Raw genomic sequence first — 18,321 nt, forward strand, 5'->3', positions numbered from 1 at the left:
GAGCCGCATGCCGACCCGTCACGCCAGCTTTGCCGAGTTTTATCCTTACTATCTGACTCAGCATGAAAACCTGCTGTGCCGGCGCGCCCATTTTCTGGGCAGTTCGTCGGCGATTGCGGCGCTGACGCAGTATGTGGCGAGCATGAACCCGTGGTGGATCGCAATGGCGCTGGTGTCGGGCTACGGCGGCGCCTGGATCGGGCATTTTTTCTACGAAAAGAACCGGCCGGCCTCGTTTGCGCGGCCCGTGTATTCCTTCATGGGCGATTGGGTGATGTACTGGCAGATGCTGACGGGGAAGCTGAGCTGGTAGGATGGCCCGTTCTTCACGCCCGCGCCGCCGCCAGCTGCGGCGCCGCAAAATGCTGCGCCAGCGTCTGGTTCAAGCCTTGCTCCACCGCAAATTCGACCTGGCGCGCCAGCGCGCTGCCGTCGAGTATCATCGGCCCGTTCTTGCCGTGCTGGTCGTCCTTGTCGGCATCGATCGCCCCGGCCGCATCGATCGCGGTGCGGCCGAACACGAACAGGCGGTACACGTCGGCCAGCGTCACCTTGTCCACATTCACCAGCAAGACCCAGTTCTCGGCGCTTTCGATCCCGCTCTTGCCCCAGCGCGAACGGACCGTGCCCCTCGGTTGCACCCGGCCGACCCAGCCCATGCTGCGCATCTGTTCGAGCAAGGTGGTCATTTCATCGTAGCCGATGCGCGTATGCGCGCGAATGGCCACGCTCGACACCAGCGCCGTATCGCTGACCCGGGCGCCGCCGTACAGCACCTTGAGGATCGCCATCGCATCGACGAACTCGGCGCCCGGCGCCGGCTCGTACCACCAGCGCTCGTACTTGATGACCGGCAGCGCGGCGGTGATGATCGCCCCGACCAGGGTAATCATCCACGACAGGTAAATCCACATCAAGAACAGCGGCAGCGCCGCCAGCGCGCCATAAATGATGGCGTAGGTCGGAAACTGGCTGACGAACATGGCGAACAGGCGCTTGGCGACTTCGAAGGCGAGCGCCGCCACCAGGCCGCCCCAGACCGCGTCGCGCCAGTCGACGAAGCGGTTCGGCACCGTCATGTATAAGAGCGTGTAGGCGCCGGTGGTCAGCCCGACCGAGGCGGCCGTGTAGAACAGCGCGCTCAGGAAGGGCGAACTGCCGGTCAGGGCGCTGGTGGCCATGAACAGCTGCGAGGTCGCCGTCAGCGACAGCCCGAACAGCAGCGGCCCGAGCGTGACCAGCGCCCAGTAGATCGTCACGCGCTGGGCAATCGGGCGCACGTCGCGCACGCGCCAGATCTGGTTGAAGGCGCGCTCGATCATGTTCATCATCATCGCCGAGGTAAACACCAGCGCCACCGCGCCCACCACCGACAGGCTCTTGGCCTTGCTGGCGAACTGGGTCAGGTTGCCGGTGATGGTGTTGGCGATCGCCTTGGGCATCAGGGTCTGGACGAAATACGCTTCCAGCGCAACCCGGAAATTGCTAAATACGGGAAAGGTCGTGAAAATCGCCAGCACGATGGTCAGCAGCGGCACCAGCGCCAGGGTGCTGGTGAACGTCAGGCTGCCTGCCACTTGCGGCAAGCGCTCTTCGTTCAGGCGGCGGCGGGCAAAGCGCAGCAGGTCGCGCGCTTCGTTCCAGGTCAGGCCGCGCACCATGTCGACACTGGTATTGATCATGTGGCTGGTGGATCGGGAAATCGAATGGACTGTTTTTGAAAGCATGTATCTGGAGAAACGCGTGAAAAACGCGCCGGCAGCGCCGATGTAACCCTGTAAAGCGCCCTATAATACCAACGATGAACCAAACCAATCCGATTATTCTCGTTTTGTACTACTCGCGCCATGGCGCCACGCGCAAGCTGGCCGAACTGATCGCCCAGGGCATCGAGAGCGTTCCCGGGGTCGATGCGCGCCTGCGCACCGTGCCCGCCGTTTCCACCGTGGCCGAATCGACCGAGCCCGCCATTCCGCCGGCCGGCGCCCCGTATGTGGAAGCCCAGGACCTGGCCGAGTGCGCCGGCCTGGCGCTGGGTTCGCCCACGCGCTTCGGGAATATGGCCTCCAGCCTCAAGTATTTTCTCGACGGCACGGCGGCCGAATGGCTGGCCGGCACCCTCTCGGGCAAGCCGGCGGTGGTGTTTACCTCCACCGGCAGCCTGCACGGCGGCCAGGAATCGACCCTGCTGTCGATGATGATCCCGCTGCTGCACCACGGCATGATGATCATGGGCCTGCCCTACAGCCATCCGGAACTGATGACCACCACCAGCGGCGGCACGCCCTACGGTCCGACCCACTGGGCCGGCGTGGACGGCAACAAGCCGGTCAGCGACGATGAAAAGCGCCTCGCCATTGCCATGGGCCGGCGCCTCGCGCAAACCGCCGCGCGCCTGCACGGAGCCGAATAAATGCAGCCACCCAAGTACTTTCATATCGGCGCCATCGCCAGCCTGGTGGTCTTGATCCTCTGGCTGCTGGCATGGGAAATCGTGGTTGCGCCCTTGCGCCCCGGCAGCTGGATCCTGTCGCTCAAGGTCTTGCCCCTGCTGATTCCCCTGGGCGGCGTGATCAAGCGCGATATTTACACCCTGCAATGGTCGTCCATGGTGATCCTGCTCTACTTCACCGAAGGCGTGGTGCGCGCCTGGAGCGACAAGCTGGAAGTGTCGCGCATGATGGCGATGGGCGAAATCGTGCTCGTCTTCATCTACTTCGCCTGCGCCCTGCTCTACCTGCGCCCGTATAAAAAAGCCGCGAAAAAAATGGCCAAGGAATTGCTGGAGAAAGTCAACTCCACCAAATCGACCAAGTGAATGACGTGACCCTGGGCGCCCCCGGCGCCGGCTTCCTCGAGCGCTGCCGCGCCATCGCCGGCGCCGCGCACGTGCTCACCAGCGAAGCGGACATGGCGCCCTTCCTCACCGACTGGCGCGGCCGCTTCACCGGGCGCGCGCTGGCGGTGCTGCGTCCGGCCGACCCGCAGCAGGTGGCGCAGCTGGTGCAAGCCTGCGCCGCGCAGCGCGTGCCGATCGTGCCGCAGGGCGGCAAGACGGGCCTGGTGCTCGGGGGCGTGCCCGACGCCAGCGGCCGCGCCGTGGTGCTGTCGCTGGCGCGCCTGAACCGGGTGCGCGCGCTCGATACCGTCAACCGCACCATCACGGTCGACGCCGGCTGCATCCTGCACACCATCCAGCAAGCCGCCGCCGCCGAAGGCTGCCTGTTCCCGCTCTCGCTGGCCGCCGAAGGCAGTTGCAGCATCGGCGGCAACCTGTCGACCAACGCCGGCGGCACCGCAGTGCTGCGCTACGGCAACACCCGCGAACTGTGCCTGGGCCTGGAAGTGGTCACCGCCCAGGGAGACATCTGGAACGGCCTGCGCGGCCTGCGCAAGGACAACACCGGCTACGACCTGCGCGACCTGTTCATCGGCGCCGAAGGCACGCTCGGCGTGATCACCGGCGCCGTGCTGCGCCTGTTCCCGCAGCCGCGCGCGGCCATCACGGCCCTGGTGGCGATCGCCGCGCCGCGCCAGGCGCTCGACCTGCTGACCCTGGCCCAGGACCGCTGCGGCGCCAGCCTGACCGGCTTCGAGCTGATGTCCGACTTTTGCCTGCGCCTGGTGGGCACCCATTTCCCCGGCCTGGCCCAGCCGTTCGTGACGCGCCATGCCCAGTACGTGCTGCTGGAACTGTCGAGCAGCGAATCGGAACAACACGCGGTCGATCTGCTGGAACAGACCATCGCCGACGCCATCGCGCAGGACATCGCCGACGACGCCGTGGTCGCCACCTCGGTGGCCCAGTCGCTGGCCCTGTGGAAGCTGCGCGAACACATCCCGCTGGCGCAGGCGGCGGCCGGCAAGAACGTCAAGCACGACATCGCCCTGCCGGTCTCGCGCATCGCCGACTTCATCGACACTACCGACGCCCGCGTGCTGGCAGCCTTCCCCGGCTGCCAGCTGGTCTGCTTCGGCCACGTGGGCGACGGCAACCTGCACTACAACGTGGCGCCGCCGCCCGGCACCGCGCACGAGGATTTCCTGGCCAACCAGGAAGCGCTCAACCGCATCGTGCACGACAGCGTGGCCGCGCACGGCGGCTCGATATCGGCCGAACACGGCATCGGCGCCCTCAAAAGAGACGAGCTCAAGCGATATAAACCGGAGGTCGAACTGAACATGATGCGTGCCATCAAAGCGGCGCTGGACCCGCTCGGCATTATGAATCCTGGAAAAATCCTTTGACCACGGAGCACATCATGTTACGACCCCTGATTATGCTGGGATTGCTGGCCCTGAACTGCGCTGCCAGCGCCGACCCCATCCACAAATGCACGAGCGGCGGCAAGATCACCTACAGCAGCGAGCCCTGCACCGCCGGGCGCGCCACCCGGCTCGACGCGCTGCCCGACGCCCCGGCGCCGGATGCGGACGCCGCCAACGCCTTGCAGCGCCAGAAGGCACTGCTGGCGACCTTGCAGAAGGAGCGCGCCGGCAGCGACGCCAGGCAGGCGCAGGCCGCGCGCGACGCGGCCCGCATCAACCGCGCCGCAGCGCGGCGCCAGGCCGACTGCGCCAGGATGCAGCAGAAGCAGCAGAAAGAGCACAAGCGCCTCGCCGCCGAAGCCGCCAAGGTCGGGGGACAGGGCAAGATCGAACGCGAGCTCGACGCCCAGGCCATGGCCCGGGCGGTCGACGCCGCGTGCAGTTCATGAAGACACTCTCGCGCTGGCTCCTGTTCGGCGAATGGCGCGCGCACCCGGTGCGCGCCCTGCTCGCGGTGGCGGCGATCGCGGTCGGCGTGGCGATGGGCTTTGCCATCCACCTGATCAACGCCTCCGCCTTCAACGAGTTTTCGGCGGCGGTCAAGAGCCTGTCGGGGCAGGCCGACATCCAGGTGGCGGCGCGCGACACCGGCTTCGACGAAGCGATCTACCCGCGCCTGGTCCGGCATCCCTCGGTGGCGGTGGCCTCGCCGATCCTGAGCCTCAACGCCGGCGTGCCGGGCGCGCAGGGCACCCTGAAAATCATCGGCCTGGACGCCTTTCGCGCCGGCTTCGTCACACCCGGCCTGCTCGCCGCCACCGACGGCGAGAACATGATGGACATGATGGCCGACGACGCCGTGTTCCTGTCGCCGGCGGCCATGGACTGGCTCAGGACCCGGCGCGGCGGCAGCGTGCAACTGCGCTCGGGCACGCGCGACTTTACCCTGCGCGTGGCCGGCGGCCTGCAGGAGGCGCGGCCCGGCCAGCGCATCGGCGTGATGGATATCGGCGCGGCCCAATGGCGCTTCGACAAAGCCGGCACCCTGACCCGCATCGACCTGCGCCTGCGCGCCGGGGTCGACCGCGGCGCCTTCCAGCGCGCGCTGGCGCAGGAACTCGAACGCGATTTCCCCGGCCGCTTCAACGTCGGCCAGCCCAACGACGACGACGCCGAAAGCCGCAACCAGGGCATGAGCCGCGCCTACCGCGTCAACCTCACGGTGCTGGCGCTGGTGGCCCTGTTCACCGGCGCCTTCCTGGTGTTTTCGACCCAGGCGCTGTCGGTGATCCGGCGCCGCAGCCAGTTCGCGCTGCTGCGCGTGCTCGGCGTCGAACGCGCCCAGCTGCTGCGCCAGGTCCTGCTCGAAGGAGCCAGCCTGGGCGTCATCGGCGCCTTGCTCGGCATCGGCGCCGGCTATGCGCTGGCCGCCGCCGCGCTGCACTTTTTCGGCGGCGACCTGGGGGCCGGCTACTTTACCGGCGCCCGTCCGGCGGTCCAGTTCACGCCGGTGGCGGCCGTGGTGTTCTTTACGCTGGGCCTGGGCGTGGCCCTGCTCGGGTGTGTCGCCCCCGCCTGGGAAGCCTCGCGCGCGGCGCCGGCGGTGGCCCTCAAATCGGGCACCGACGAAGTCGCGCTGGCGCGCCTGGCGCGCATCTGGCCGTCGGTGCTGTGCATCGTGCTGGCCGGCGCGCTGGCGTTCGCGCCACCCGTGTTCGAACTGCCGCTGTTCGGCTACGCCGCCATCGGCCTGCTGCTGATCGGCGGGATCGGCCTGATGCCGCGCCTGGCCGCTTCGCTGTTCGGCATGGTCAACCGCGCGGCGATGCGCCGCACCCAGCGCCATCCGGTGCTCGCGCTGACCATGGCGAGACTGGCCAATGCCTCCGGCCAGGCCGCCATTGCGCTGGGCGGCGTGCTATCGAGTTTCAGCCTGATGGTGGCGATGGCGATCATGGTATCGAGCTTCCGCGTCTCGCTCGACGACTGGCTGGTGCAACTGCTGCCGGCCGACCTGTACGTGCGCATTACCAGCGGCGGCAGCGCCGGCGGCCTCGGTCCTGCCGAGCAGGCCGCGCTCTCCGCCCTGCCGGGCGCGGCGCGGGTCGACTTTTTGCGCTCGCGCCAGATCTCGCTCGACGCGGCCCGGCCCGACGTGCTGCTGATGGCGCGCCCGATCGACGTGCTCGACCCCGGGCGCACGATCCTGATACGCGGCCAGACCGTCGCGGTGCCGTCCGGCGCGGTCCCGGTCTGGGTCTCGGAAGCGATGGTCGACCTGTACGGCGCGCGCGCCGGGGGCAGCTTGCGCCTGCCGCTGGGCGGACGGCTGCGCGCGTTTTTTGTCGCCGGCGTATGGCGCGACTACGCCACCCAGGCCGGCTCGGTGCAGATGCGCCTGTCCGACTACCGCGCGCTGACCGGCGACACGCAGGTCAACGACGCCGCCATGTGGGTGAGCAAGGGCGTCGACGCCGACCAGCTGGAACAGAAGGTGCGCGCCCTGCCCTTCGGGCGCGCCCTCGACTTCGCCAAGCCGGGCGAAATCCGCGCCCTCAGCATGACCATCTTCGACCGCAGCTTTGCCGTCACCTACGTGCTCGAAGCGATCGCGATCGCCATCGGCCTGGCCGGCGTGGCCGCCACCTTCTCGGCCCAGACCCTGGCGCGCGCCAGGGAGTTCGGCATGCTGCGCCACGTGGGCGTGACGCGCGGGCAGATCCTGCGCATCCTGGCGCTGGAAGGCGGGGCGCTGACGGCGCTGGGCGTGGCCTGCGGCTTCGCGCTCGGCTTCGTCATCAGCACGATCCTGGTCTACGTGGTCAACCCGCAATCGTTCCACTGGTCGATGCAGCTGCACGTGCCATGGGCGCTGGTCGGCGGCGTGGCCACCGTGCTGCTGATCGCGTCCGTGCTCACGGCGCTGGTGTCGGGGCGCTTTGCCCTGTCGGGCGGACCCATTCGAGCAGTCAGGGAGGACTGGTGAGACGATTCATTTTTGCGCTGCTGATCGCGGCGGCCCAGATCGGCCATGCGGCGCCGCCGGCCTTCGGCGTGGTCGCGCCCGGGCGCGCGCTGTCGTTCCCGGCCGATTACGGCGCGCATCCGGACTACCTCACCGAATGGTGGTACGTCACCGGCTGGCTCAAGACCGCCGACGGCAAGCCGCTCGGTTTCCAGGTCACGTTCTTCCGGCGCGCCACCGGGCATGACCGCGCCAACCCGAGCGCGTTCGCGCCCAGGCAGCTGGTGATCGGCCACGCCGCCGTGTCCGACCCCACGCTCGGCAAGCTGGCGCACGACCAGCGCACCGTGCGCGAAGGCTTCGGCCTGGCGCACGCCAGAACCGGCAACACCGACCTCAAACTGGACGACTGGACCATGCTGCGCGGCGCCGACGGCACTTACCGCGTCAGCATCGCCTCGCCGCACCTGACCCTCGACCTGAGCCTGGCCCCGACCCAGCCGGTGCTGCCGCAGGGCCAGGGCGGCTTTTCGCGCAAGAGCGCAAGCGGCCAGTACGCCAGCTACTACTACAGCGAGCCGCAGCTCAAGGTGCGCGGCAGCGCCGCCGCCGGCAAGGGCGCCGTGCAGGCGGTCGAAGGGAGCGCCTGGCTCGATCACGAATGGTCGACCGAAGCGCTGCCGCCCGACACCCAGGGCTGGAATTGGGTCGGCGCCAACCTCGATGACGGCTCGGCGCTGATGGCTTTCCAGATCCGCAGCAAACAAGGTGGTAAACTATGGGCGCACGCGACGGTCCGCGATGCGGCAGGCAAGGTGACGCAATACGCTCCCGGCGACGTGGTATTTACGCCGCAGGTTCACTGGACGTCGCCGCGCACGCACGCCGTCTACCCGGTGGCGACGACGATCACGACCGGCGCCACGCAATGGCGGATCGACCCGCTGCAGCCCGACCAGGAACTCGACTCGCGCCGCTCGACCGGCGCGGTCTACTGGGAAGGCGCGGTCACGGTCAAGCGCGACGGCAAGCCGGCCGGCAAGGGCTACCTCGAAATGACCGGATACGACCGCGCGATGAAACTTTAAAAAACGAACACTGAAGCACTGACACGATGACCAACAGCTCCACCAGCAGCGCCACCCACAGCCCGACCAACAGCAACGCGTCCGAATCGAACCGCAAAGGCAGCCTGGCCGCCTTCAAGGGCCTGTTCCCCTTCCTGCGCCCGTACCGCCGCCAGTTCCTGATGGCCGGCATCGCGCTGGTGGTCGCCGCCGGCGCCACCCTGGCGATTCCGGCCGCCTTCAAGCAGATGATCGACCTCGGTTTCGGCGCCTCGGCCGGGGCGAAGAGCATTCGCCATGTCGACGCCACCTTCCTCGCCCTGTTCGGCGTGGCTTCGCTGCTGGCAGTGGCCACCGCCGCGCGCTTCTTCACCGTGAGCTGGCTGGGCGAGCGCGTCACCGCCGACATCCGCAGCGCCGTGTACAAGCACGTGGTCGACCAGAGCCCCGAGTTTTTCGAGACCACGCAGACCGGGGAAGTCCTCTCGCGCATCACCACCGACACCACCCTGATCCAGGCGGTGGTCGGCACCAGCATCTCGATGGCGCTGCGTAACGTGCTGCTGTTCGTGGGCGGGCTGGTGATGTTGTTCGTCACCAGCGTCAAGCTGTCCTCCATCATCCTGGCGCTGCTGGTGGCCGTGATCGTGCCGATCGTGCTGTTCGGGCGGCGCGTGCGCAAGCTCTCGCGCGACTCGCAGGACCGCATCGCCGACGCCTCCGCCATGGCCGGCGAAATCCTCAACGCCATGCCGACCGTGCAGGCCTTCACCCACGAAAAAATCGAATCGGCCCGCTTCGGCCGGTCGGTCGAAGGCGCGTTCTCGACCGCGATGCGGCGCATCCGCGCGCGCGCGCTGCTGACCATGCTCGCCATCGTGCTGGTGTTCGGCACCATCGTGTTCGTGCTGTGGCTCGGCGCGCATGCCGTCCTGGAAGGGACCATGACCGGCGGCGACCTTGGCCAGTTCATTTTGTACGCCTCGATCGTGGCCGGCTCGATCGGCGCGCTCTCGGAAGTGATGGGCGAAGCCCAGCGCGCCGCCGGCGCCACCGAACGCCTGCTCGAACTGCTGTCGGTGCAGTCCTCGATCCAGAACCCGGCCAAGCCGCTCGCCCTGCCGGCGCGCACCGGCCCGGGCGCCGCGCTGGCCCTGAACGACGTCACCTTCTCGTATCCATCGCGACCCGAGACGGCGGCGCTGGGGCATCTGACGCTCTCCATCGCTCCGGGCGAAACGGTGGCCGTGGTTGGCCCTTCCGGCGCCGGCAAGACCACCCTGTTCCAGCTGTTCCTGCGCTTCTACGACCCGCAAAGCGGCACCATCACCCTCGATGGCGTCGACATCAAGCGCCTCGACCTGCACACGCTGCGCGAGGCCATCGGCATCGTCCCGCAGGACACGGTGATCTTCTCGGCCGACGCCATGGAAAACATCCGCTACGGGCGCGCCGACGCTACCGACGCCGAAGTGATCGCCGCCGCGCGCATGGCCGCCGCCCACGAATTCATCGAGCGCCTGCCGCAGGGGTACAAATCGTTCCTGGGCGAGCGCGGGGTGCGGCTCTCGGGCGGACAGCGCCAGCGCATCGCGATTGCGCGCGCGCTGCTGAAAAATCCGCCGCTGCTGCTGCTCGACGAAGCGACGAGTGCGTTGGACGCCGAATCGGAGCGACTGGTGCAAAGTGCGCTGGAAGCGGCGATGGTGGGCCGCACCACGGTCATTATCGCGCACAGGCTGGCGACGGTGCAGCGGGCCGACCGCATCATCGTGATGGAAGATGGGAAGATCGTCGAAACCGGCACGCACGCCTCGCTGGTCGCGCTGGGCGGCATTTACGCCAACCTGGCCGCCCTGCAGTTCCACAACATCCACATCGCCCACGAAGCAGCCTGACCACGCAAGCCGAGCGCTGACCGCCGATTCGGCACTTCTCCCATTCCTACAACCGGGGTCAGAGCTTTAACTTGCAACATTTGACAGTTTCACCACCTCAGTCAAAGCTTTTTAGGAAATCTTTCGGTTTGGAACTGCGCTCTAGCGGGAAATATGTCAAATTTAGCCAGTTTGATCGTTTCACCATCGAAAGCAGCTAGTTCGGCCGGCAATGTTGCTCAGTTGAGGCCAAACCCCGCAGAGCGCGATTTGACAATGTTGCGACTTAAAGCTCTGACCCCGGTTGGGACGTTACGATATAATCAGGAGTTTTAACGATGCGCCAATACCTCGACTTCATGCGCCATGTGAAAGACCATGGCACCGAAAAAACCGACCGCACCGGCACCGGTACGCGCTCGGTCTTCGGCCATCAGATGCGCTTCAACCTGCAGGACGGCTTCCCTCTGGTGACCACCAAGAAGGTGCATCTCAAATCCATCATCCATGAACTGATCTGGTTCCTGGCCGGCTCCACCAATATCGCCTACCTCAAGGACAACGGCGTCAGTATCTGGGACGACTGGGCCGACGCCAACGGCGACCTCGGGCCGATCTATGGCTACCAGTGGCGCAGCTGGCCCACCCCGGCCGGCGAGCATGTCGACCAGATCACCCAGGTGATGGAGCAGATCAAAAACAATCCGGACTCGCGCCGCATGATCGTCTCGGCCTGGAACGTGGCCGATATCCCGAACATGAAGCTGCCGCCCTGCCACGCGCTGTTCCAGTTCTATGTGGCCGACGGCAAGCTGTCATGCCAGCTGTATCAGCGCAGCGCCGATATCTTCCTCGGCGTGCCCTTCAACATCGCCTCGTATGCGATCCTGACCCACATGATGGCCCAGCAGGCCGGCCTGGACGTGGGCGACTTCATCTGGACCGGCGGCGACTGCCACCTGTATTCGAACCACATGGAGCAGGTCGACCTGCAGCTGGCGCGCGAGCCGTTCGCGCTCCCGCGCCTCGTCATCAAGCGCAAACCGGATTCGCTGTTCGACTACCGGTTCGAGGACTTCGACGTCGAGGGCTACCAGTCGCACCCGCACATCAAGGCGCCGGTCGCGGTCTAAAGGCAGCGCCCTTAAAACTCTTCCCAGTCCGCTTCGACCGCGGCGCTGGCCGCGCGCTTCGGGGCGGCGGCCTTCGGTGCGGCCGCCTTGGGCGCGACCGGCTGCGGCTTGCCCGCCAGGCGCGGGGCCGCAGGTTCCGGCTTGCGCGGCGGCGCCTTGCGCGCCGCCACGTCCGGCGCCCGCAGCGGCGCGCCGTCGACCTTGAACACGCTGACCACCTGCGTCAGCGCGCCGGCCTGCTCCTGCAGCAAGCCCGCCGCCGCAGCCGCTTCCTCGACCAGGCCCACGTTTTGCTGGGTGATCGAATCCATCTCCCCGACCGCCTCGTTGATCTGGTCGATGCCGGCCGTCTGCTCCGCGCTGGCGGTGGTGATTTCGCCCATGATGTCGGTCACGCGCTGGATGCTGGTGACGATTTCCTGCATCGTCTCGCCGGCCTGGTCGACCAGCCTGGCGCCGCTGTCGACTTTTTCGACCGAGTCGCCGATGAGCTGCTTGATCTCCTTGGCGGCGCCGGCCGAGCGCTGCGCCAGGTTGCGCACTTCGGATGCCACCACCGCGAAGCCGCGTCCCTGCTCGCCGGCGCGCGCCGCTTCCACCGCCGCGTTGAGCGCGAGGATATTGGTCTGGAAGGCGATACCGTCGATGACGGCGATGATGTCGACGATCTTCTTCGACGAGGCATTGATCGACCCCATGGTCTCGACCACCTGCGCCACCACCACCCCGCCCTTGGTCGCCACTTCCGACGCGGACAGGGCCAGCACGTTGGCCTGGCGCGCATTGTCGGCGTTCTGGCGCACGGTGGAGGTCAGTTCTTCCATCGACGCCGCGGTCTGCTCCAGCGAACTGGCCTGGGAGCTGGTGCGGTCCGACAGGTCGGTGTTACCGGCCGCGATCTCGCTCGATGCGCTGGAAATGGTGTCGGTGCTGCTGCGGACTTCCGCGACAATGCTGGCGAGGTTGGCCTTCATCTTGTCCAGCGCGCCGAGCAAGGCGCCGATCTCGTTGCGTCCGTGCTTGCCGATCTTGCCGGTCAGGTCGCCGTCGGCGACGCGCACGGCGATCTGCATGGCTTCCTGCAGCGGCAGCGAAATCGCGCGCAGCAGGGCCCAGCCGACCGCGATCCCGAGCACCACACCCAGGACCAGCACCGCCACCATGATCCAGGCGATCTCCTTGAGTTCGTCCTGGACCCGCACTTCGTCGGCGCTGACGCGGGTGGCGATGGCTTCCTTCATGCGTTCCATCGCCGCGTCGCCGACCCGGTAGGTCGGATTGATTTTCTTGATCAGCACATGCTCGGCGTCTTCCCACTTGCCGGCCTTGATCAGGGCCGCGGCCGCGCGGATGTTTTCCAGGCCGAGCCCCTCGCTTTTGGCGTACCACTCCTCGGCCAGGCGCTTCTCTTCCGGCGATTTGATGGCGTCCATGTATTCCTTCCAGCGCTTGGTGGCGCGCTCGGCGATCGCGTCGATCTGGTCGAAGTGCACGACCAGGGCGTGGTCGTGCAGTTGCGACGAGGGCAGCACCGGATTGTGCTGGAGTGCCTGCAGGATCTGGCTGCGATTGAGTTCCATCTCGAGCCGGCTGGCCGCCTGCACCGAGCTGTTTTTGTAGTCTTCGAGCGTGACGTCGCGAATCAGGGCGACCGAATGGCCGGCGCTGTAGATGCCCATGCCGCCGATCGCCACCAGCAGCGCGATCAGGAAGCCGAGAACCCCGGTGACGAGGTTTTTGATGCTGATGTTGTCGAACATTCGATACTCCTTGCGTGGCTGATCTGAAAATAATCCTCGATACACCGGTACCGCACCATGCGGCCGGCCTGCTTGCGTTACTGGCGCGCGGCGGCGGGCCGCAGCCGTGCGAAAAATGCCTGGATGCCGGCCCGCAGTTCGTCCACCTGCCCGAACTCCAGATAGGTGACGTCGCACAGGTCCTGCAGTTCGCGGATCAGGGTGGTCTTGATCGGCGCCTCCTTCCACACCAGGAACAGGACCGGCGTACGCCTTCCTCGGAAGATGTGGTACGCCAGCTCGAAGGCGCTGCTCTCGCTCATGCCGACCCGGATGTTGACCAGCGCGTCGGCCTGGTTCAGCAAATCGAGCCGGTGGTCGCGGAAGTGCTTGGGCGTGAACGGCATGCCGGTCTCGCGCTCGAACGACTTCCTGAAGGTGTCGGCGCTTTCGGCCCTGGCGCCGGTCAGGTAGTCGAATGGGTGCGGCAGCCCGTTGGCGCTGTCGATCAGGTGCAGCACCTGGCCGACCAGCTGCTGCTGGACGGCGTCCGATTCGGTGAAGGGCTGGCGGATGAACAGCTTGAGCACGGGGGCGCCGACCGTGCGCTGGCGCGCTTGCCGGCGCCGTTCCGGCAGCGTGGCGGCGGCCGCCAGCAGGTCGGCCGCGCTGGGGCTCGGGCGGCCTGTGGGCGACGGCGCGGCCAGCGCCGGCGCGCGGTGCAGCTCCTGCAGCGAGACCAGCCCGACGCTGGCCGCATGCAGGCTGGCCTCGAACATGCTCTCGGCGCCGGCGATGGTGGTGCAGAGCACCGTACCGGCGGCCAGCGCGGCCACCCGCATCGCCTGCGAGGCGGCCACCGCGCTGCGCCGCTCGTCCACCGTCAGCACCACCATGGACAGCCCGCGCGATGCCAGCGCGGCCAGCATGGCGTCGTCGTCGATCTCGGCGACCTCGATTTCGGCGGCGCGGATCACGGTCGCCGTCACCAGGCTGGCGCACAGGGAGAAACCGGCACCCGCAAGGCGCCGTGCCAGGGCCACCGCGCGCGCCTGGTCGGCCCGCCGCACGCGCAGGTAGACGCGTCCCTGCGTCGGCACCTTGACCGAGGCGCCCAGCTGCGCCTTGAAGAAGGCTTCGCCGAAGGTCGGGCCGATGCCCATCGCTTCGCCGGTCGACTTCATTTCGGGGCTGAGGATGGTGTCGACGCCTGGGAATTTGGCAAACGGGAACACCGCTTCCTTGACGCAGAAGCGCGGTGCCAGCGCTTCTTCCACGCCCTGCCGGTCCAGCGATTGCCCGGCCATGCAGCGCGCGGCGATCTTGGCCAGCGCCAGGCCGGTGGCTTTGGACACGAACGGCACGGTGCGCGAGGCGCGCGGATTGACTTCGAGTACGTAGACGAAGTCCACCAGGCGCGCGTCGACCCGCAACTGCTGGACGGCGAACTGCACGTTCATCAGCCCGACCACGTTCAGTTCCAGCGCCATGAGCGCGGTCTGGCGCCGGATCTCCAGCACCGTGGCCTCGCCCAGCGAATGCGGCGGCAGCGCACAGGCCGAGTCGCCCGAGTGGATGCCGGCCTGCTCGATGTGCTCCATCACGCCGCCGATCACGACCCGGCTGCCGTCGGCCACGCAGTCGACATCGACCTCGATGGCGTCGTCCAGGAAGCGGTCCAGCAGCACCGGCGAATCGTGCGAGACCTTGACCGCCTCGCGCATGTAGCGTTCCAGGTCGGCCGCTTCGTGCACGATTTCCATGGCGCGTCCGCCCAGGACGTACGAGGGCCGCACCACCAGCGGGTAGCCGATGTCGGCGGCCATGCGCACCGCTTCCTGTTCGGAGCGCGCGCTGCGGTTGCGCGGCTGGCGCAGGTCGATCCGCTGCAGCATGCGCTGAAAGCGCTCGCGGTCTTCGGCGGCGTCGATCATGTCGGGCGAGGTGCCGATGATGGGCACCCCGGCCGCTTCCAGCGCCAGCGCCAGCTTGAGCGGGGTCTGGCCGCCGAACTGCACGATCACGCCTTCGGGCCGTTCGATGGCGACGATTTCCAGCACGTCTTCCAGCGTCACCGGCTCGAAGTAAAGGCGGTCCGACGTATCGAAGTCGGTCGATACGGTCTCCGGATTGCAGTTGACCATGATTGTCTCGTAGCCGTCGTCGCGCAGCGCCATGGCCGCGTGCACGCAGCAGTAATCGAATTCGATGCCCTGGCCGATGCGGTTCGGGCCACCGCCCAGCACCATCATCTTGCGCCGTTCGCTGGGCGCGGCTTCGCANCATCTTGCGCCGTTCGCTGGGCGCGGCTTCGCATTCTTCGTCGTAGGTCGAATACAGGTAGGCGGTGGTGGTGGCGAATTCGCCGGCGCAGGTGTCGACCCGCTTGTACACCGGCCGCACGCCGAGCGCATGGCGCGCCTCGCGCACGGCCTGCTCGCTCGCGCCCAGCAGCGCGGCCAGGCGGCGGTCGCCGAAGCCCTGCTGCTTGAGCCGGAACATGACCGGCCTGTCGAGTGCGGCCAGGCTCTGCCGTTCGATCCACAGCTCGATTTCGACCAGGTCCTTGATCTGCGCCAGGAACCAGGGGTCGATGGCGCTGCAGGCGTGCACTTCGTCGAGCGTGTGGCCCTGGGCGAAGGCGGCGCCCACATACCAGATGCGGTCCGGGCCGGGTTTGCGCAGTTCATCCTCGATCACCGCGCGGCCGGTGCGCATGCCGTCGCGGCGCACGCCGTCGACGCCGATATCGAGCCCGCGCAACGCCTTCTGGAACGATTCCTGGAACGTGCGGCCGATGGCCATGACTTCGCCGACGGACTTCATCTGCGTGGTCAGGTGCTCGTCGGCGCCGGGGAATTTTTCGAAGGCGAAGCGCGGGATCTTGGTCACCACGTAGTCGATCGACGGTTCGAACGAGGCCGGCATGGCGCCGCCGGTGATCTCGTTGCGCAGTTCGTCGAGCGTCAATCCCACGGCCAGCTTGGCCGCCACGCGCGCGATCGGAAAACCGGTGGCCTTGGACGCCAGCGCCGAGGAGCGCGAGACGCGCGGATTCATCTCGATGACGATCATGCGGCCATCGTGCGGGTTGAGCGCGAACTGCACGTTGGAGCCGCCCGTATCCACCCCCACTTCGCGCAGCACCGCCAGCGAGGCGTTGCGCATGATCTGGTACTCCTTGTCGGTCAGCGTTTGCGCCGGCGCCACGGTGATCGAGTCGCCCGTGTGCACGCCCATCGGGTCGAGGTTTTCGATGGAGCAGACGATGATGCAGTTGTCGTTCCTGTCGCGCACGACTTCCATCTCGAACTCTTTCCACCCCAGCAGCGATTCCTCGATCAGCAGCTCGCGCGTGGGCGACAGTTCCAGCCCGCGCTGGCAGATGGTGTGGAACTGCGCGGCGTCGTAAGCGATCCCGCCGCCGCTGCCGCCCATCGTAAACGATGGCCGGATCACCACCGGAAACCCGAGCGTTGCCTGCGCCTCCCACGCTTCGGCCATGCTGTGCGCCACGCCCGAACGGGCCGAGGCCAGGCCGATGGCGCTCATCGCGGCCTTGAATTTGGCGCGGTCCTCGGCCTTGTCGATCGCTTCCGGGGTGGCGCCGATCAGCTCCACGCCGTATTCGGCCAGCACGCCGTGGCGGTGCAGGTCGAGCGCGCAATTGAGCGCGGTCTGCCCGCCCATGGTCGGCAATATGGCGTCCGGACGCTCCCTGGCGACGATGCGCGCCACCACTTCCCAGTCGAGCGGCTCGATGTAGGTGACATCGGCCATGTCCGGGTCGGTCATGATGGTGGCCGGGTTGCTGTTGACGAGGATGACCTTGTAGCCTTCCTCGCGCAGGGCCTTGCAGGCCTGGGCCCCGGAGTAATCGAACTCGCAGGCCTGGCCGATCACGATCGGTCCGGCGCCGATCAACAGGATGCTGCGGATATCTGCGCGCTTAGGCATGCTGGCGTTCCTCCATCATGGTCACGAACCGGTCGAACAGGCCGGCCATGTCGTGCGGGCCGGGAGAGGCTTCGGGGTGGCCCTGGAAGCAGAAGGCCGGCTTGTCCAGGCGTTCGAAACCCTGCAGCGAACCGTCGAACAGCGACACGTGGGTGACGCGGCAGTTGGCCGGCAGGGTGGCTGCATCGACCGCGAAGCCGTGGTTCTGCGCGGTGATCGCCACCTTGCCGCTGGCCAGGTCCTGCACCGGGTGGTTGGCGCCGCGATGGCCGAACTTCATCTTGACCGTGCTGGCGCCGCATGCCAGCGCCATGATCTGGTGCCCGAGGCAGATCCCGAATACCGGCATGCCGCCCTCCATCAGGATGCGCGCGGCTTCGATGGCGTCGCCGCAGGCGGCCGGGTCGCCCGGGCCGTTGGACAGGAAGACCCCATCCGGCGCCAGCGCCAGCACCTCGGCCGCAGAGGTAGCGGCGGGCAGCACGGTGATGCGGCATCCGCACTCGGCCAGCATGCGCAGGATGTTCGACTTGACGCCGAAGTCGAAGGCGGCGACGTGCAGGTGCGCATGTTGCTGGCGCCCGAAACCGCCTCCCCGCCGCCATGCCGTCTGGTCCCACCGGTACGGCGCCTGCGTGGAAACCAGCCGCGCCAGGTCGGCGCCGGCCATGCCGCCGAAGGCGCGCGCCAGCGCCAGCGCCGGCTGCGGGTCGTCGCCGGTCACGATGGCGCCGTGCTGCACGCCGCCGTCGCGCAGCAGGCGCGTGAGTTTGCGGGTATCGATGCCGGCGATGGCGACCACGCCCTGCGCGGCCAGGAAATCGGCCAGGCTGGCACTGCTCCTGAAGTTCGACGCCAGCAGCGCCAGGTCGCGGATCACCAGCCCCGCCGCGTGCACGCGCGCCGATTCGCCGTCTTCGGCGTTGATGCCGGTGTTGCCGATGTGCGGATACGTGAGGGTGACGATCTGGCGCGCGTAACTGGGGTCGGTCAGGATTTCCTGGTACCCGGTCATGGACGTGTTGAAGACGATTTCGCCGCTGGTCCGGCCCGGCGCGCCGACTGCGGCGCCGTAAAACAGCGTGCCATCCTGGAGCGCGAGAATGGCGCCGGGACGTGTTCCCGAGCCGCTGAGCGGGTGCTTCATACAGTCTCCCGGTGAGGTGCTTCGGCATGGCGCGTGGCTGGGTTTGGATGCCCACGCCGCCTGTCGAAAAACACGATACCTGAAAGAAATAACGCCTCACACTGGCAGTTGTTGGCCTGTCTTCTTAAACCGACATTTGGTATGCGCCACCTCGCGGCGAGCGCCAA

The 18,321-nt window shown here is 67.4% G+C and carries 12 protein-coding genes and 1 pseudogene; 9 read left to right on the plus strand and 4 right to left on the minus strand.

Annotation, left to right across the window (positions count from 1 at the left end; all coding sequences use genetic code 11):
• Positions 1-7 precede the first annotated feature (7 nt).
• A complete protein-coding gene (locus EJB06_RS27015; protein WP_126077137.1) occupies positions 8-313 on the plus strand; it encodes an Mpo1-like protein in 306 nt (101 codons plus the stop codon).
• Positions 314-326: 13 nt separating this feature from the next.
• On the opposite strand, the gene EJB06_RS27020 is transcribed toward EJB06_RS27015, so the two are convergent.
• Complete coding sequence (locus EJB06_RS27020; protein ID WP_126077138.1) at positions 327-1,682, minus strand: YihY family inner membrane protein; 1,356 nt, start codon at positions 1,680-1,682, stop codon at positions 327-329.
• A gap of 119 nt (positions 1,683-1,801) precedes the next feature.
• On the opposite strand from EJB06_RS27020, the gene wrbA reads away from it, so the two are divergent.
• The 8 genes from wrbA (at position 1,802) to thyA (ending at position 11,311) form a co-directional block, all read left to right on the plus strand.
• Positions 1,802-2,413, plus strand: a complete 612-nt coding sequence (gene wrbA / locus EJB06_RS27025) for an NAD(P)H:quinone oxidoreductase (protein WP_126077139.1) — start codon at positions 1,802-1,804, stop codon at positions 2,411-2,413.
• Positions 2,414-2,818: a DUF2069 domain-containing protein gene (locus EJB06_RS27030; protein WP_126077140.1), complete on the plus strand. Its 405-nt coding sequence runs from the start codon at positions 2,414-2,416 to the stop codon at positions 2,816-2,818.
• Between the two features lie 5 nt (positions 2,819-2,823).
• The gene (locus EJB06_RS27035; protein WP_370660156.1) at positions 2,824-4,248 is read left to right on the plus strand and encodes an FAD-binding oxidoreductase; all 1,425 of its coding nucleotides are present in this window, start codon (positions 2,824-2,826) and stop codon (positions 4,246-4,248) included.
• A 14-nt stretch (positions 4,249-4,262) separates the two neighbouring features.
• A complete protein-coding gene (locus EJB06_RS27040) occupies positions 4,263-4,718 on the plus strand; it encodes a hypothetical protein (protein ID WP_126077141.1) in 456 nt (151 codons plus the stop codon).
• Entirely contained in the window at positions 4,715-7,255 is a 2,541-nt protein-coding gene (locus EJB06_RS27045) for an FtsX-like permease family protein (protein ID WP_126077142.1), read from the plus strand. Before EJB06_RS27040 ends, EJB06_RS27045 begins: the two co-directional genes overlap by 4 nt.
• Positions 7,252-8,322 (plus strand): lipocalin-like domain-containing protein, encoded by a 1,071-nt coding sequence (locus EJB06_RS27050; RefSeq protein ID WP_198420930.1) that lies wholly within the window; start codon positions 7,252-7,254, stop codon positions 8,320-8,322. Before EJB06_RS27045 ends, EJB06_RS27050 begins: the two co-directional genes overlap by 4 nt.
• Positions 8,323-8,348: 26 nt before the next feature.
• Positions 8,349-10,199: an ABC transporter transmembrane domain-containing protein gene (locus EJB06_RS27055; protein WP_126077144.1), complete on the plus strand. Its 1,851-nt coding sequence runs from the start codon at positions 8,349-8,351 to the stop codon at positions 10,197-10,199.
• Positions 10,200-10,516: 317 nt separating this feature from the next.
• Positions 10,517-11,311 (plus strand): thymidylate synthase, encoded by a 795-nt coding sequence (gene thyA, locus EJB06_RS27060; RefSeq protein ID WP_126077145.1) that lies wholly within the window; start codon positions 10,517-10,519, stop codon positions 11,309-11,311.
• 11 nt (positions 11,312-11,322) lie between these two features.
• On the opposite strand, the gene EJB06_RS32725 is transcribed toward thyA, so the two are convergent.
• From EJB06_RS32725 to carA, 3 genes and pseudogenes are all read right to left on the minus strand, one after another.
• Positions 11,323-13,071: a methyl-accepting chemotaxis protein gene (locus EJB06_RS32725; protein WP_164558052.1), complete on the minus strand. Its 1,749-nt coding sequence runs from the start codon at positions 13,069-13,071 to the stop codon at positions 11,323-11,325.
• 77 nt (positions 13,072-13,148) lie between these two features.
• A pseudogene (gene carB / locus EJB06_RS27070) lies at positions 13,149-17,007 on the minus strand (carbamoyl-phosphate synthase large subunit).
• On the minus strand, positions 17,000-18,154 hold the full coding sequence (gene carA, locus EJB06_RS27075) for a glutamine-hydrolyzing carbamoyl-phosphate synthase small subunit (protein ID WP_126077146.1): 1,155 nt from the start codon (positions 18,152-18,154) through the stop codon (positions 17,000-17,002). The pseudogene carB and the gene carA overlap by 8 nt, the downstream one beginning before the upstream one ends.
• Positions 18,155-18,321 lie beyond the last annotated feature (167 nt).

This window comes from Massilia atriviolacea, assembly GCF_003953935.1.
Lineage (GTDB): Bacteria > Pseudomonadota > Gammaproteobacteria > Burkholderiales > Burkholderiaceae_D > Telluria_A > Telluria_A atriviolacea.

Coding starts and splice junctions, on each gene's coding strand:
- EJB06_RS27045 (WP_126077142.1), top strand. CDS start 4,715: ATGAAGACACTCTCGCGCTGGCTCCTGTTCGGCGAATGGCGCGCGCAC.
- EJB06_RS27040 (WP_126077141.1), top strand. CDS start 4,263: ATGTTACGACCCCTGATTATGCTGGGATTGCTGGCCCTGAACTGCGCT.
- EJB06_RS27055 (WP_126077144.1), top strand. CDS start 8,349: ATGACCAACAGCTCCACCAGCAGCGCCACCCACAGCCCGACCAACAGC.
- EJB06_RS27030 (WP_126077140.1), top strand. CDS start 2,414: ATGCAGCCACCCAAGTACTTTCATATCGGCGCCATCGCCAGCCTGGTG.
- EJB06_RS27020 (WP_126077138.1), bottom strand. CDS start 1,682: ATGATCAATACCAGTGTCGACATGGTGCGCGGCCTGACCTGGAACGAA.
- EJB06_RS27015 (WP_126077137.1), top strand. CDS start 8: ATGCCGACCCGTCACGCCAGCTTTGCCGAGTTTTATCCTTACTATCTG.
- EJB06_RS32725 (WP_164558052.1), bottom strand. CDS start 13,071: ATGTTCGACAACATCAGCATCAAAAACCTCGTCACCGGGGTTCTCGGC.
- wrbA (WP_126077139.1), top strand. CDS start 1,802: ATGAACCAAACCAATCCGATTATTCTCGTTTTGTACTACTCGCGCCAT.
- thyA (WP_126077145.1), top strand. CDS start 10,517: ATGCGCCAATACCTCGACTTCATGCGCCATGTGAAAGACCATGGCACC.
- carA (WP_126077146.1), bottom strand. CDS start 18,154: ATGAAGCACCCGCTCAGCGGCTCGGGAACACGTCCCGGCGCCATTCTC.